Genomic DNA, 13,974 nt, shown 5'->3' on the forward strand with positions numbered 1-13,974 from the left:
CCTGAAAGGATAGAGGGGGAACGGATTTGGCGGAAGATCACAACGAACCGGTAAAATTGCGGGACAAGGCTTATCAGAGCTTCACCCAGCATTTGCTGGCGCGTGATTTTCATCCGGGCCAGTTCGTTTCGCAGCGCCAGCTCGTCACCATGACGGGCTTGCCGCTGGGCGCGATCCGCGAGCTTATCCCGCGCCTTGAAGCGGAAGGCCTTATCAAGACCGTGCCGCAGCGCGGGCTTCAGATCGCCCATATCGATCTCAATCTGATCCGCGAAGCGTTTCAGTTCCGCCTCTTTATCGAGAAAGAGTCGGTGGCGATTTTCTGCCAATCGGCGTCCGACGAATTGCTGCGCGCATTGCGTGCGGAACATGAGGAAACTCTGGAACGCGCGATGGCGGAAGGTGAAACACCGGAACTGGAGGCGCGGGCGCAGACTATCGACTGGAGCCTGCACGATACGATTGTCGGCTCGCTCGATAATGAAATCATCTGGCGCGCCTATCAGACCAACACGATCAAGATGCGCCTGATCAATCAGGAACGTTTCCGCATCACCGGTCGCGTCATTCCGGTCATGCAGGAACATCTGGCCGTCCTCGCTGCAATCGAAACACGCGATCCGCAGACAGCCATGGATGCCATTGCCGTTCACATCAACAATGCACGGAAACTGGCTTTGCAGATTTAACGACCAGAGCCCGGGCAAGAGGAGTTGCCGGGCCGACGGAATATTGGGGAGGAGCATGCAATGAATCTATTACGTCCAACACGTCGCCAGTTCCTGGCGGGCTCGGCGGCAATCGCTGCATCGGGCATCACGGGCATCAGCCCGTCTTTCGCCCAGTCGAAAGTCGACTGGAAGAAGTTTGCCGGTACCACGCTTGAAGTGAACCTCATCAAGAGCCCGCGTGGTGAAATCCTTCAGAAATACCAGAAGGAATTCGAGGAGCTGACCGGCATCAAGGTGCATTCCGAGCAGATGCCCGAACAGCAGCAGCGCCAGAAGGCGGTGATCGAGCTGACGTCCGGCCGCCCGAGCTTCGACGTCATCCATATCAGCTACCACGTCCAGAAGCGCCAGTTCGAAAAGGGCGGCTGGCTTGCCGACCTCAATCCATTCCTGAAAGACCCGACGCTGACGGACGCATCGCTCACGGAAGATGATTTCGCAAGTGCCGGCCTGACCTTCGCCAAGGACGCCAATGGCCGTTTCGGCGCGCTGCCATTCTCGGTCGATTACTGGATCATCTACTGGAACAAGGAACTCTTTGCCGCCAAGGGCATCGAATTTCCGAAGACCTTCGAAGAGCTGGTCGCAGCCGCCGAAGCGCTCACCGATCCATCGACCAACACCTATGGTTTTGTCGCGCGTGGCATGAAGAACGCCAATGCGCCGGTCTATACCAGCCTCCTGCTCGGCTATGGCAAGCAGTCGGTTGACGCGGATGGCAACCTTCAGACGGATTCGGCTGAAGGCATCGAAGCCGCAAAGCTCTATCAGCGCCTGATGACCAAATCGGCACCTCCCGGTGTTGCAGGCTTCAACTGGGCTGAATGCCAGTCGAACTTCCTGCAGGGTCGCGTCGGCATGTGGCTCGACGGTATCGGTTTTGCGCCGCCGCTCGAAGACCCGAACAAGTCGCGCGTCGTGGGCAAGGTCGGCTATGGTGTCATGCCGGCAGGCCCGAATGCACAGGCAGCACCGACGACCGGCGACGGCATCGGCGTGACCGAAGCCTCCAAGAACAAGGAAGCCGCATATCTCTACTGCCAGTGGGCCATTTCCAAGGAAATGGGCGCCCGCCTGTTGCAGTCGGGGTCGGGCGTTCCGTTCCGCAAGTCGGTCATCGACGATGAAGCAGTGCGCAAGGGCGTCACCATGCCGGAAGGCTGGGTGGAGGCCCTGTCGAAGTCGGCCCCGATCAGCCAGCTTTGCCTGCCGGTCATCGTGCCTGTCACGGAATTCCGCGACATCATCGGCGTGGGCCTCACCAATCTGCTGAACGGCGCCGACGCGGAAGCTGAAATGAAACGCGCGACGGAAGAATTCCGTCCGGTCCTCGCACGGAGCGAAGGAAAATGACATCTGCCGCCCCGACAGGAGCAAAAACGGGAGTTGCTGCGGCAGCTTCCTCCACCAAGACTGGCAAGAGCCGCTTGCGGCCAAGCTACTGGCCGTTTGTTCTTCCAGCCTTGATCACCGTCGGGGCGGTGATCGTCTTCCCATGGGTGTTTACGCTCTGGATGAGTACCAACCAGTGGCAGCTGGGCGGCGAGCAGAGCTTTGTCGGCTTCGACAATTATCTGCGTCTTGCCGCCGATATGCGCTTCTGGGAATCCATGTGGCATACGATTGTCTATACGGTTCTGTCGGTCGTGGCCCCGATGGTTCTGGGCACGATCGCAGCGCTGGTCTTTGACAGCAAGCTGCCGATGCGCGGGCTCCTGCGCGGCATCTTCGTCATGCCGATGATGGCCACACCGGTTGCCGTCGCTCTGGTCTGGACCATGATGTATCACCCGCAGCTCGGCGTTCTGAACTATCTTCTGTCGCTGGTCGGCATTCCGCCCCAGGAGTGGATATTCAACCAGAACACGGTCATCCCCTCGCTGGTGGCTGTTGAAACCTGGCAGTGGACGCCGCTTGTCATGCTGATCGTGCTCGGCGGCCTTGCTTCCATGCCGCGCGATCCGTTTGAAAGCGCGGAAATCGATGGCGCCAATGGCTGGCAGAAATTCCGCTACATCACCCTTCCGATGATCCTGCCTTTCATCATGGTGGCTGTCATCATCCGCTCGATCGATGCGCTGAAAAGCTTCGACATCATCTATGCGATGACGCAGGGCGGTCCGGGAACCGCGTCGGAAACCATCAATATCTATCTCTATAATGTGGCGTTCTCCTATTACGACATAGGCTATGCATCGGCGATTGCCGTGGTGTTCTTCATTGTCATTATCGCCATGTCGCTGGTTCTCCTGGCTCTTCGTCAGCGGACCAAGTGGAACGCCTGAGGACCGACCATGGCACGCAAATCAATTCTTTCGAAGCTTGGCACGGCACTTCTGGTCTTCGTCATCGTGTCGCCTGCGATCTTCTTCTTCGTCTGGATGCTGTCACTTTCGCTGAAATATGAAATCGACAATGGCGCTTACCCGCCAATCCTGATCCCGGAGCGTTTCGCCTGGTCGAACTATACCGAGATTTTCGCCGCGAACGACTTCCTGCTCTATTTCTGGAACAGCCTTATTGTGACCGGCATGGCGACCTTGCTTGCACTGCTGGTCGGTGTTCCGGCTGGATATGGCATTGCGCGGCTCAAGGCGCATAAATCGGCGATCGTGATCATGATTGCCCGCATGACGCCGGGCCTCTCCTACCTGATCCCGCTGTTCCTTCTGTTCCAGACGCTCGGTCTGCTCGGCACGCTCTGGCCGCAGATCATCATCCATCTGGTCGTCACCGTTCCAATCGTGATCTGGATCATGATCGGCTATTTCGAGACGACACCGATGGAACTGGAAGAAGCAGCCATTATCGACGGTGCTTCCTCGTGGCAGGTGTTCATGAAAGTCGCCCTGCCGATTGCCAAGCCCGGCATCGTGGTTTCGCTCATTCTGGCGGTGATCTTCTCGTGGAACAATTTCGTCTTCGGCATCGTGCTTGCAAGCCGCGAGACACGCACCCTGCCGGTCGCGGTTTATAACATGCTGTCCTTTGAACAGGTCAGCTGGGGTCCGCTTGCAGCCGCCGCCCTCGTGGTCACATTGCCGGTCCTGCTGCTAACCGTTTTCGCACAGCGCCAGATCGTTGCAGGTCTGACCGCAGGCGCCGTCAAATAAGAGTCGAGGTTCAAGATGGCATCTGTATCCATCCGAAATGCAATCAAGAAATATGGCAATGTCGGCGTGTTGCATGGCGTGTCAGTCGATATTCAGGACGGTGAATTCGTCGTGCTGGTCGGCCCGTCGGGCTGCGGAAAATCGACGCTTCTGCGAATGATCGCAGGGCTTGAGGAAATCAGCGACGGCGAAATCGCCATTGGTCCGCGCGTCGTCAACGACCTGCGCGCCAAGGAACGCGATATCGCCATGGTGTTCCAGAATTATGCGCTCTATCCGCATATGACGGTGGCCGACAATATGGGCTTCGCGCTCATGCTGAAGAATGCACCGAAGGAAGAACGCGACAGCCGTGTGGCGCGCGCCGCTGAAATCCTCGGCCTCAACAAGCTGCTCGACCGCTTCCCGCGCCAGCTTTCCGGCGGCCAGCGCCAGCGCGTGGCCATGGGCCGTGCGATTGTTCGTGATCCGCAAGTGTTTCTGTTCGATGAGCCGCTGTCCAATCTCGACGCCAAGCTGCGTGTGCAGATGCGCGGTGAGATCAAGGGTCTGCATCAGCGCCTGAAGACCACCACGATCTACGTGACCCACGATCAGATCGAAGCGATGACCATGGCGGACAAGATCGTCGTCATGCGCGATGGTCTGGTGGAGCAGATCGGCGCACCGCTCGATCTTTATGACCGTCCGGCCAATATGTTTGTCGCGGGCTTCATAGGGTCTCCATCGATGAACTTCGTCAACGGCAAGATTGAGGAAGGCTCGTTTGTGGCCGATGGCGGCTTCCGTATGCCGCTTCCTGAAGGCGATTATGCAAGCCTTTCGGGCAAGGCCGTTTATGGCATGCGCCCCGAGCATATGAAGATCGCCGACACGGGCGTGCCGGTCACGGTCGAAATCGTCGAGCCGACCGGCTCGGAAATCATGGTGATGGGCAAGCTCGGCAACCAGCCGGTTACCTGCCTGTTCCGCGAACGGCTGACAGTGCGCCCCGGCGATGTGCTGACCATTGCGGTTGACCCAGCAACGAGCCATGTGTTCGAGCCTGAAAAGGGAATGCGCGTCAGCAGCTAAAAACCAAATATCAAAATGAAAACGCCGGGCTTTTGCCCGGCGTTTTGTTTTATTCCGCAGCCTCTTTCACCGCCATCGGATTGTTCGGATGTGTCGTCCAGTTGGCATATTGCGTCGGGATCGGTTCCTTGGTGCGCGGATCGAAGCCACCGATCTGCTCCATCGTGATGCAGTCCTCGACCGGGCAGACATTGACGCAGAGATTGCAGCCAACGCATTCCTCGTCGATCACCTCAAAGTGGCGCGCACCATTGACCAGATTGGTGATTGCCTGGTGCGAGGTATCCTCGCAGGCAATATGGCAACGCCCGCATTTGATGCAGAGATCCTGATTGATCCGCGCCTTGGTGACGTAGTTGAGGTTGAGATATTGCCAGTCGCTGACGTGGCCAACGGCCATGCCGCGGAAATCATCCAGCGACTGATATCCTTTGCTGTCCATCCAGTCGGAAAGACCGTCGATCATTTCCTGAACGACCTTGAAACCATAGGTCATCGCCGCCGTGCAGACCTGCACCGTGCCGCAGCCGAGCGCGATGAATTCTGCCGCATCGCGCCAGGTGGTGATGCCGCCGATGCCTGAAATCGGCAGGCCGCGCGTTTCAGGATCGCGTGCGATTTCCGCCACCATGTTGAGCGCAATCGGCTTGACCGCAGGGCCGCAATAGCCGCCGTGGCTGCCGCGACCATCAATGGACGGGACCGGCGACATGCTGTCCAGATCGACCGACACGATGGAATTGATCGTGTTGATCAGCGACACCGCATCGGTCCCCGCCGCATGGGCGCCACGAGCAGGCTTGCGAATATCGGTGATGTTCGGCGTCAGCTTGGTGATCACCGGCATCCGGCTATACTGCTTGCACCACTTGACGACCATGGCGACATATTCCGGCACCTGGCCGACGGCCGCACCCATGCCGCGTTCGCTCATGCCGTGCGGACAGCCGAAGTTCAGCTCGATGCCGTCAGCGCCGGTTTCTTCCACCAGAGGCAGGATGGCCTTCCATGCTTCTTCCTCGCATGGCACCATGATCGAAGCGATCAATGCGCGGTCAGGCCAGCGCATCTTCACTTCCTTCATTTCACGCAGATTGACTTCGAGCGGCCTGTCGGTAATCAGCTCGATATTGTTAAGACCGAGCAGGCGCCGGTCGGCACCATGGATCGCGCCATAGCGCGGCCCATTGACATTGACCACCGGCGGGCCTTCCGCGCCAAGCGTCTTCCAGACCACGCCGCCCCAGCCGGCCTTGAACGCGCGCTCGACATTATAGGCTTTGTCGGTCGGCGGGGCAGAAGCCAGCCAGAACGGATTGGGAGACTTGATGCCGAGGAAATTCGTTGAAAGATCAGCCATTTTCTATCTCCTCAGCCCTGTTCCTGGCCCAGATGAACGCCGCGGTCCCGAACAGCCGATGCCGGGGCATGGAGCGCGCCTCCTGAAAGCACTGCATCGGCAAAACCTTCGATTGCCTGGGGACGTTTGATCAGCGTTGCATGGATCGATTCAGCGGCGACCTTGCCATCTTCCACCGATGCGACGGTGAGGTCCTTGCCGCCTGCCACGCAATCACCGCCTGCCCATATGCCCTCGACCGACGTGCGACGTTCGTCGTCCACGCTGATCCGTCCTCTGGACAGCCCGATGCCCGAACCCGCCAGCGGTTCCGGTTCGAACTTCTGGCCGATAGCCTTGAAGACCTGATCGGCTTCAAGAATGAGATATTCCCCGGTGCCGGAAAGCCTGCCGTCTTCGATAGCGGTATATTCAAACACCACGGCATTGACGGTGCCGTCTTCGTTCCGTTCAAGCGCGTGGGGCTGCAGCCAGTGGCGAATGACCACGCCGTGAATCTGTGCCAGTTCCTGTTCATAGGCGCTGGCATTCATGTTTTCCTGACCGCGGCGATAGACGATGGTCACGTTTTCAGCACCGAGCTTCTTGGTCTGGATCGCTACGTCCACTGCGGTCATGCCGCCGCCGATGACCACCACGTTGCGGCCGACGGGCAGGGATGACAGGTCTTTTGCCTGGCGTAGATTGGCGATGTAGTCGACCGCATCGATAACGTTTGGCGCGTCTTCGCCAGCAAGACCCAGATCATTGACGCCCGGCATGCCCATTCCGAGGAAGACCGCGTCATAGCCAGCTTTCAGCGCCTCGACAGTGATGTCCTGACCGAGCGTCTGGTTATATTCGACATTGATCGCACCGATCTTGAGCACGAATTCGAGTTCGCGCTGCGCGAAATTATTGACCGTCTTGTAGGCCGCGATACCATATTCGTTGAGGCCGCCGCCTTTGGGCCGGGCTTCGAAGATGGTCACCTTATGGCCATGCATGGCAAGGCGATGGGCAGCCGAGATACCTGCCGGACCCGCGCCAACCACGGCAATGTGCTTGCCGGTTTCAGGCGCGCGCTTGAATGGATGATTGCCGGTTTCCATCAGAACGTCGGTGGCATAGCGCTGCAATTCACCGATCTTGACCGGCTTGCCTTCCGAAATTTCGCGAACGCACACTTCTTCGCAGAGTGTTTCTGTCGGGCATACGCGAGCGCACATGCCGCCCAGAATGTTTTCCGAAAGGATGGTCTTCGCAGCCCCAACCGGATTGCCCGCATTGATCTGTCGAATGAACAACGGAATATCGATGCCCGTGGGGCAGGCATTCATGCACGGAGCGTCGTAGCAGAAATAGCAGCGATCAGACTCAACCAGGGCTTCGTGCTTGGTAAGCGGTGGATGCAGATCGTCGAAAACATGCGCATAGTCGGCCTTGTCAAGCCTAGCCCCACGGATGTCAGGCCCGTTTGCGTGTCCCGGATTATCAATTGCATCAATAGGCGAATTCTCTGCTGATCTCATCGACCGCATCTCCCATTTTTGCTTGTTCAGGCGCGGGTTCCCTTTGCGCGCCGCAACTATGTACCGGGCCGCGATCTTTGCCGCCGCATGATGCCCGTTAAAGACAGGATGACAGATTTTCTCGGAAGGTCAAATTTTTTATCATCTGGTCAATTTATGGAATTGGGCGCGTTCATGAAGAAGGCCCGGCTTTGGAAGCACGGGCCTTTGATGTTCGGTGGAAATGCGGGATCACAACGGGTCGGACTTGAGGCCGTTTCTTGCCTCTATCGCGCTTGTCGGCTCAGGGAGAATTTCCGTCTCCTTGGGAAGTGCGGGGCGGGAGCTTAGCACCAGGGCGCAACCACTGATGATGACGGCCGCACCGACGAACTGGATCAGGGAAAGCTGCTCCTTCAGGAAGACGGCGCCTACCAGAACCGCGATGACCGTCACGACGAACTCGACGCTGATGGCCTTCGTCGGCCCGACACTTCCGACCAGCTTGAAATAAAGCACATAGGTGAGGGCGCTCATCACGCAGGCCGAAATGAGCAGATATCCAAAATCAGCCAACCCCGGGATGGCTGGCACAGGCACCGCGAAGATGAGCGGCAAGGAGAGGATGCCGCCAAAAACGAATGCGCCGATGGTGGTTTCCCAAGAACCGGTGCCGGAAAGGCGGCGGCTGGCATAGTTGCTGCCGAAAGCTGCGGAAAAGCAGGAGAAAAGCACGGCGACACAGCCCATGATGAAGGCGGGCGTGACGGCAACAGCCGGGAAACCGACCAAGAGCACGATGCCGGTAACGCCAAGCAGCAGCCCGACAAGCCCGCGCGACGTAATGCGCTCAAGCCCCCAGAACTGGCTGATGATCATCGAGAAGAGCGGAATGGAGGCCACGCAGATCGCGGCCATCGCCGTTCCGATCAACGGGGTGCCATAAGAAAGGCCGATCAGCTGGCCCGCAACCGTGGTTGCGCCAACCACGGCAAAAGGTTTCCAGCCAGCCTGAAAATCCAGCCTGCGTCCGGAGAGTTTCGCAATTGCAAAGAGCGTTCCGGCCGCAATGAAGGAGCGGAAAGCCACCGCGCCGACCCAGCCAAAGGCTTCTACGACGCGCAAGACCACGAGGAACGATAACCCCCATGCTACGGAAAGAAAAACATAGGTCGCGATATCTCTGGGTTTCATGCCAGCGGACTTTCAGGAAGTATTCGAAACTTTGAATACTTGGTTGCTAAGGAAGATCGTTACAGCTTTACAAGAGTGAAGCCTGATCAGGTCGTTTTTGCGGCGGCGTTGGACGCCGCTTCTGCGATATTGGCGAAGAAGCGGTCTGCGATCTTGCGTGCGACCGAACCGAGCAGTTTCGTGCCGATCTGCGCTACCTTGCCGCCCGCATCGCCACGTATGGCGTAGGACAGAATAGTATCCTCGCCATCTTCATCCAGACGCACGTCGGTCGCCCCATGCGCAAACCCGGCTATGGAACCTTCACCGTGGCCGGAGATCGTATAGGAGATCGGCGGTTTCATATTCGACAATTCCAGAATCCCGTGAAAGCGGACCTTAAGGATTCCGAAACTCACCTTGAGCGCAGCCCGTATTTCCGTATCCGAAATTCGTTCGATATCTTCACAGCCCGGAATGCAGGATTTCAGCGTCTCAATGTCGTTCAGCGCATCCCAGACTGCTTGTCTAGGCGCCGCTATCCGCTCTTCTCCAGTCAGGTCCATGGTTCACTCCTGGATGGATCACCCTAAATTGATCAATATGGTGTATATGACACCCTGTCCAAATTGGAAGTTCGGTAATTTATTTGCCGCAAATCCTCTCTAAAGCGCTTAATGTCCGCAATTAAATCGATTTGATTCGGGAGTAGCATCATGGCAAGAGACGCGACGAAGCTTGAAGCAACGGTCGCAAAGCTGAAAAAGCATTGGGCAGATTCGGCTCCGCAGGACATGCGGGCAGCGTTCAAATCGGACCCCGGTCGGTTCGAGCGGTATTCGTTGTCCCTGGATGACCTTCTGTTCGACTGGTCGAAATGCCGGGTCAACGACGAAACGATCGGGCTCCTCAAGGAACTGGCCGGTGCTGCCGATGTTGAAGGCCGTCGCGCGGCGATGTTCGCTGGCGAGCACATCAACAATACCGAGGATCGTGCCGTTCTCCACGTCGCGCTGCGCGATACTTCCTCGAAGGAAGTGCTCGTTGACGGACACAATGTCCTGCCGGACGTGAAGGAAGTGCTGGACCGTATGGCGGCATTTTCGGATGGCATCCGGTCGGGCGCTATCAAGGGCGCAACCGGCAAGAAGATCACCGATATCGTCAATATCGGCATTGGCGGCTCCGATCTCGGTCCCGTCATGGCGACGCTCGCGCTTTCTCCCTATCATGATGGCCCGCGCGCGCATTTCGTCTCCAATATCGACGGCGCTCATATTGCGGATACGCTCGGCATCCTTGATCCCGCGACGACGCTCGTCATTATCGCTTCCAAGACGTTCACGACCATCGAAACCATGACCAATGCGCAGACCGCGCGCAAATGGATAGCCGATGCGCTTGGCGAAGCAGCCGTGGGGGCCCATTTCGCCGCAGTCTCGACGGCGCTGGACAAGGTAGCCGCCTTTGGCATAGCCGAAGATCGGGTTTTCGGTTTCTGGGACTGGGTCGGCGGACGATATTCCGTGTGGTCGGCCATCGGCCTGCCGGTCATGATCGCGATTGGACCGGACAACTTCCGCAAGTTTCTGGCCGGCGCGCATTCGATGGATGTGCATTTCCGCGACGCGCCGCTGGAAAAAAACCTGCCCATGTGGCTGGGCCTCATCGGCTACTGGCACCGCGCCATCTGCGGCTATGGCAGCCGCGCGATCATTCCCTACGATCAGCGTCTGGCCCGGCTGCCTGCCTATCTGCAGCAGCTGGATATGGAATCGAATGGCAAGAGCGTCACTGTCGATGGGACGCCGGTTTCCGGCCCGACCGGCCCGGTCGTATGGGGCGAGCCCGGCACCAACGGCCAGCACGCCTTCTTCCAGCTTCTGCATCAGGGTACCGACACCATCCCGCTTGAATTCATCGTTGCGGCCAAGGGTCATGAAAAGCACCTTGATCATCAGCATGAAATGCTGCTCGCAAACTGCCTTGCGCAGTCGGAAGCCTTGATGAAGGGCCGCACGCTGGACGAAGCGCGGGCGCAGTTGAAGGCGAAGAACCTTGCCGAAAGCGAAGTGGAACGCATTGCACCGCATCGCGTCTTCTCGGGCAACCGTCCTTCGTTGACGCTGGTTCACGACAAGCTTGACCCGTTTGCTTTCGGGCGTCTGGTCGCGCTCTATGAGCATCGTGTTTTCGTCGAGGCGCAGATTTTCGGCATCAACGCTTTCGATCAGTGGGGCGTCGAGCTTGGCAAGGAACTTGCCACCGAACTCTTGCCGGTTGTCTCGGGCGAGCAAACCAGCGATGGTCGCGACGCTTCCACGCAAGGGCTTGTCGCCCATCTGCATGCGCGAAGGAAAGCTTGACGGCATTCTCTGCACAATTAGAAATGAAAGAGAGCCGGGTTTGTAATCCGGCTCTCTTCATGAGGAATAGAATGGGACATGAAATGAAAACCGAGATTGTAAAATTTGCCGGCGATGTACCGGGGAATGCCATCGAGTTGCGCGTGCTGCGCTTTGCCGGCAAGGATAGCGATGCGCCTTCCGCCTATTTGCAATCGTCGCTTCACGGTGCCGAACTTCCGGGGCAGGCGGCTCTTCATTTCCTGGTTCCGATGTTGAAGAAAGCGGCCGAGGAAGGGCGCGTTCTCGGCAATATTACGGTTGTTCCGCAGGCAAATCCGATCGGCTCCAATCAGTGGCAGGCCCATCAGCATCTCGGTCGCTTCGAAACCTTCTCGCTGACCAATTTCAACCGCGCCTTCCCGCTGCTGCCGGATTTCAACACGTCTGAACTGCCGGAGCCGGATGCGCCGATCTCACTGGCGCAGCGCCTGAAGGCGACGCTTTTGAAGCTGGCTCTGCCGAACGACATCGTTCTCGATCTGCATTGCGACGACGAGAGCGAAAACTACGTCTACATCGCTGAAGAATTTGCCGCGGATATGAAAGATCTGGCCATCGCGCTCAATTCGACGGCGATCCTCGCATGGGATACGACTGCCGACGCAGCTTTTGAGGAAGCCTGCGCGCATCCTGTCCTGCAATTGCCAGCGGACAAGCGCAACATGAAGCGCCGCGCGGTGACGACGGTCGAATTTCGTGGCTTGAGCGATGTTTACCCCGATATGGGGAAGGGCGACGCCGAGGGCTTGTATAAATTCCTCGTACATCGCGGTGTCGTTCGCGACGACAATGTGAAGCTCGAAACCGAGTATAAGGGCCTTGTCACGCCGCTCTCGCATGTCGAGATGCTGCGGGCGCCGGAGGGCGGCATGGTGCTCTATCATGTAGCGCCCGGCGATGAAGTCAAAGCAGGCGCGAAGCTCGTCACGGTGGTTACGAAACCGGGTGAACCGGAAGGCGACATTACGCTCACGGCACCGCAGGACGGGCGCATTTTGACCCGTCGTTCGCTGCGCTATGTGCGCCGTGGCGACGATCTTCTCAAATTGCTGGGGGTGAAGCCTTCTGCCGTCAAGAAGCGTGCCGGTGCGCTGGAAGCATGAGCGAAAAGCTTTCCGCAGAACACATCAGATCAATCCGTGCCGTCCTCTTCGACAAGGACGGCACTTTGATCGACTTTGACCGGACCTGGTTTTCAATCTCCTGGCAGCTTGCGCAGCGGGCTGCAAAGGGGGACGACCTGCGGGCCCGCGCATTGCTCGATGCCGGGGGCTATGACTGGCTGACCGAGCGTTTCCGGGCCAATTCAGTCATCGCGGCCGGTACGGTCGAAGACATTGTTTCGCTTTGGCACCCGGATGTGGTGTCCGAGCAATCGCGCGAGCTTATCGAAGAATATGACGCATACTGCGTCACCGAAGGCGCACGTTCTGCTGTGGCCGTAGAAGCTTTGCATGAAACGCTCGAAACGCTTCGCGCCATGGGTTTCCGGCTTGGCATTGCTACCAACGATTCCGAGGCTGGCGCGCATGCCACGGCCAAAGCGCTGGGTATAGACGGTTTTTTCGACGTCGTGATCGGCTACAACACGGCGGCGCGTCCAAAACCCTATCCCGATCCGCTGCTTTATTTTGCAGAAAAGCTGGGGCTTGCTCCGCATGAGATTGCCATGGTCGGCGACAATCTTCACGACCTGGAGACAGCCCACGCAGCCGGTGCGGGACTGGCAGTCGGCGTTCTATCGGGCAACAGTCCTCGCGAAGCATTGGAACCCCACGCCGATATCGTGCTGGATAGCGTGGCCGGCCTGCCCGAATTGCTGAAACGTTAAGTCGTCGCTTCCATTCAACGGATTGAATGGAAGCGTCACCACAATTCATTCTTGCTGCTCTTGCGGCGGAATTGGCATGGAGTAGCATGGCAGGACGTTTAACGTTCGCGGCGAGCTATACCCATGATCCTGATCGGCCAGTATGATTCTCCTTTTGTGCGGCGTGTCGCTATCGCCATGCGGCTTTACGGCCTGCCATTTGAACACAAACCATGGTCGACGTTCGGTGATCGTGACAGGCTTGCGGAATTCAATCCGCTGAGCCGCGTGCCGACGCTTGTACTGGATGATGGCGAGGTCGTAATCGAAAGCGCGGCGATACTCGATTATCTCGATGAGATCGCCAACGGCAAACATCCGTTGATCGCGCCAAGAGGTGCCGAGCGTCGTCAGGCATTGAAGATATGCGCGCTTTCTACCGGTCTTGCCGATAAAGCCGTAAGCCTGCTCTATGAAGGTTTGCTGCGAAGCGAAAAATCAAACGTTTGGGTAGAGCGTTGCGAAACGCAGATCGCCCGGGTGCTGGACGTGCTGGAGAACGACCTTTCAGAACGAAAATCACCATATTGGTTCGGAGATGATATCGGGCATGCCGATATTGCTGCGACCTGTGCACTGCGCTTTCTTCGTGAAGCCCATCCACATCTCTTCGACGAACAGAAATACCCCTCATTGGCTGGTCTAGCCGCTCGATGCGAAGCGCTGGCACCGTTTCAGGAGATCGTGCAGCCCTTGGCGCCACCCTCTGCCTGATGCTGTCTGAAACAAATGCGGCCGGATGAAAGTCCGGCCGC

13 protein-coding genes are annotated in these 13,974 nt (G+C 58.0%); 9 read left to right on the forward strand and 4 right to left on the reverse strand.

The window, feature by feature from the left end:
* Positions 1 to 26 precede the first annotated feature (26 nt).
* The 5 genes from ABWW28_RS07030 to ABWW28_RS07050 are packed head-to-tail and all read left to right on the forward strand — an operon-like array spanning position 27 to position 4,918.
* Entirely contained in the window at positions 27 to 689 is a 663-nt protein-coding gene (locus ABWW28_RS07030) for a GntR family transcriptional regulator (protein ID WP_006466008.1), read from the forward strand.
* Between the two features lie 60 nt (positions 690 to 749).
* Positions 750 to 2,084: an ABC transporter substrate-binding protein gene (locus ABWW28_RS07035; RefSeq protein WP_112670669.1), complete on the forward strand. Its 1,335-nt coding sequence runs from the start codon at positions 750 to 752 to the stop codon at positions 2,082 to 2,084.
* On the forward strand, positions 2,081 to 3,016 hold the full coding sequence (locus ABWW28_RS07040) for a carbohydrate ABC transporter permease (RefSeq protein ID WP_112670667.1): 936 nt from the start codon (positions 2,081 to 2,083) through the stop codon (positions 3,014 to 3,016). The genes ABWW28_RS07035 and ABWW28_RS07040 overlap by 4 nt, the downstream gene beginning before the upstream one ends.
* 9 nt (positions 3,017 to 3,025) lie before the next feature.
* Complete coding sequence (locus ABWW28_RS07045; protein ID WP_112670665.1) at positions 3,026 to 3,844, forward strand: carbohydrate ABC transporter permease; 819 nt, start codon at positions 3,026 to 3,028, stop codon at positions 3,842 to 3,844.
* A gap of 15 nt (positions 3,845 to 3,859) precedes the next feature.
* Entirely contained in the window at positions 3,860 to 4,918 is a 1,059-nt protein-coding gene (locus tag ABWW28_RS07050; protein WP_112670663.1) for an ABC transporter ATP-binding protein, read from the forward strand.
* 49 nt (positions 4,919 to 4,967) lie between these two features.
* Here ABWW28_RS07050 and preA read toward each other — a convergent pair whose 3' ends face one another.
* The 4 genes from preA to ABWW28_RS07070 form a co-directional block, all read right to left on the reverse strand.
* The gene (preA, locus tag ABWW28_RS07055; RefSeq protein WP_112670661.1) at positions 4,968 to 6,278 is read right to left on the reverse strand and encodes an NAD-dependent dihydropyrimidine dehydrogenase subunit PreA; all 1,311 of its coding nucleotides are present in this window, start codon (positions 6,276 to 6,278) and stop codon (positions 4,968 to 4,970) included.
* Positions 6,279 to 6,289: 11 nt separating this feature from the next.
* On the reverse strand, positions 6,290 to 7,798 hold the full coding sequence (locus tag ABWW28_RS07060; protein ID WP_278388685.1) for an NAD(P)-dependent oxidoreductase: 1,509 nt from the start codon (positions 7,796 to 7,798) through the stop codon (positions 6,290 to 6,292).
* 222 nt (positions 7,799 to 8,020) lie between these two features.
* The gene (locus ABWW28_RS07065; protein WP_112670657.1) at positions 8,021 to 8,962 is read right to left on the reverse strand and encodes a DMT family transporter; all 942 of its coding nucleotides are present in this window, start codon (positions 8,960 to 8,962) and stop codon (positions 8,021 to 8,023) included.
* 86 nt (positions 8,963 to 9,048) lie between these two features.
* Positions 9,049 to 9,507 (reverse strand): SRPBCC family protein, encoded by a 459-nt coding sequence (locus ABWW28_RS07070; RefSeq protein WP_006466016.1) that lies wholly within the window; start codon positions 9,505 to 9,507, stop codon positions 9,049 to 9,051.
* Positions 9,508 to 9,657: 150 nt separating this feature from the next.
* On the opposite strand from ABWW28_RS07070, the gene pgi reads away from it, so the two are divergent.
* From pgi to ABWW28_RS07090, 4 genes are all read left to right on the forward strand, one after another.
* Complete coding sequence (gene pgi / locus ABWW28_RS07075) at positions 9,658 to 11,307, forward strand: glucose-6-phosphate isomerase (protein ID WP_006466017.1); 1,650 nt, start codon at positions 9,658 to 9,660, stop codon at positions 11,305 to 11,307.
* 83 nt (positions 11,308 to 11,390) lie between these two features.
* On the forward strand, positions 11,391 to 12,452 hold the full coding sequence (locus ABWW28_RS07080) for a succinylglutamate desuccinylase/aspartoacylase family protein (RefSeq protein WP_112670719.1): 1,062 nt from the start codon (positions 11,391 to 11,393) through the stop codon (positions 12,450 to 12,452).
* Positions 12,449 to 13,180, forward strand: a complete 732-nt coding sequence (locus ABWW28_RS07085) for an HAD family hydrolase (RefSeq protein WP_112670655.1) — start codon at positions 12,449 to 12,451, stop codon at positions 13,178 to 13,180. Before ABWW28_RS07080 ends, ABWW28_RS07085 begins: the two co-directional genes overlap by 4 nt.
* Before the next feature lie 123 nt (positions 13,181 to 13,303).
* Positions 13,304 to 13,933: a glutathione S-transferase family protein gene (locus tag ABWW28_RS07090; protein WP_112670653.1), complete on the forward strand. Its 630-nt coding sequence runs from the start codon at positions 13,304 to 13,306 to the stop codon at positions 13,931 to 13,933.
* The last annotated feature ends 41 nt before the right edge of the window (positions 13,934 to 13,974 follow it).

Origin of the sequence: Brucella sp. NBRC 14130 (assembly GCF_040371715.1) — a bacterium.
In the GTDB taxonomy this organism is placed as follows: domain Bacteria; phylum Pseudomonadota; class Alphaproteobacteria; order Rhizobiales; family Rhizobiaceae; genus Brucella; species Brucella intermedia.

Excerpts from the sequence above, each read along its gene's own strand:
- ABWW28_RS07035 (WP_112670669.1), top strand. The coding sequence starts at position 750 with ATGAATCTATTACGTCCAACACGTCGCCAGTTCCTGGCGGGCTCGGCG.
- ABWW28_RS07040 (WP_112670667.1), top strand. The coding sequence starts at position 2,081 with ATGACATCTGCCGCCCCGACAGGAGCAAAAACGGGAGTTGCTGCGGCA.
- ABWW28_RS07045 (WP_112670665.1), top strand. The coding sequence starts at position 3,026 with ATGGCACGCAAATCAATTCTTTCGAAGCTTGGCACGGCACTTCTGGTC.
- ABWW28_RS07050 (WP_112670663.1), top strand. The coding sequence starts at position 3,860 with ATGGCATCTGTATCCATCCGAAATGCAATCAAGAAATATGGCAATGTC.
- preA (WP_112670661.1), bottom strand. The coding sequence starts at position 6,278 with ATGGCTGATCTTTCAACGAATTTCCTCGGCATCAAGTCTCCCAATCCG.
- ABWW28_RS07060 (WP_278388685.1), bottom strand. The coding sequence starts at position 7,798 with ATGCGGTCGATGAGATCAGCAGAGAATTCGCCTATTGATGCAATTGAT.
- ABWW28_RS07065 (WP_112670657.1), bottom strand. The coding sequence starts at position 8,962 with ATGAAACCCAGAGATATCGCGACCTATGTTTTTCTTTCCGTAGCATGG.
- ABWW28_RS07070 (WP_006466016.1), bottom strand. The coding sequence starts at position 9,507 with ATGGACCTGACTGGAGAAGAGCGGATAGCGGCGCCTAGACAAGCAGTC.
- pgi (WP_006466017.1), top strand. The coding sequence starts at position 9,658 with ATGGCAAGAGACGCGACGAAGCTTGAAGCAACGGTCGCAAAGCTGAAA.
- ABWW28_RS07080 (WP_112670719.1), top strand. The coding sequence starts at position 11,391 with ATGAAAACCGAGATTGTAAAATTTGCCGGCGATGTACCGGGGAATGCC.
- ABWW28_RS07085 (WP_112670655.1), top strand. The coding sequence starts at position 12,449 with ATGAGCGAAAAGCTTTCCGCAGAACACATCAGATCAATCCGTGCCGTC.
- ABWW28_RS07090 (WP_112670653.1), top strand. The coding sequence starts at position 13,304 with ATGATCCTGATCGGCCAGTATGATTCTCCTTTTGTGCGGCGTGTCGCT.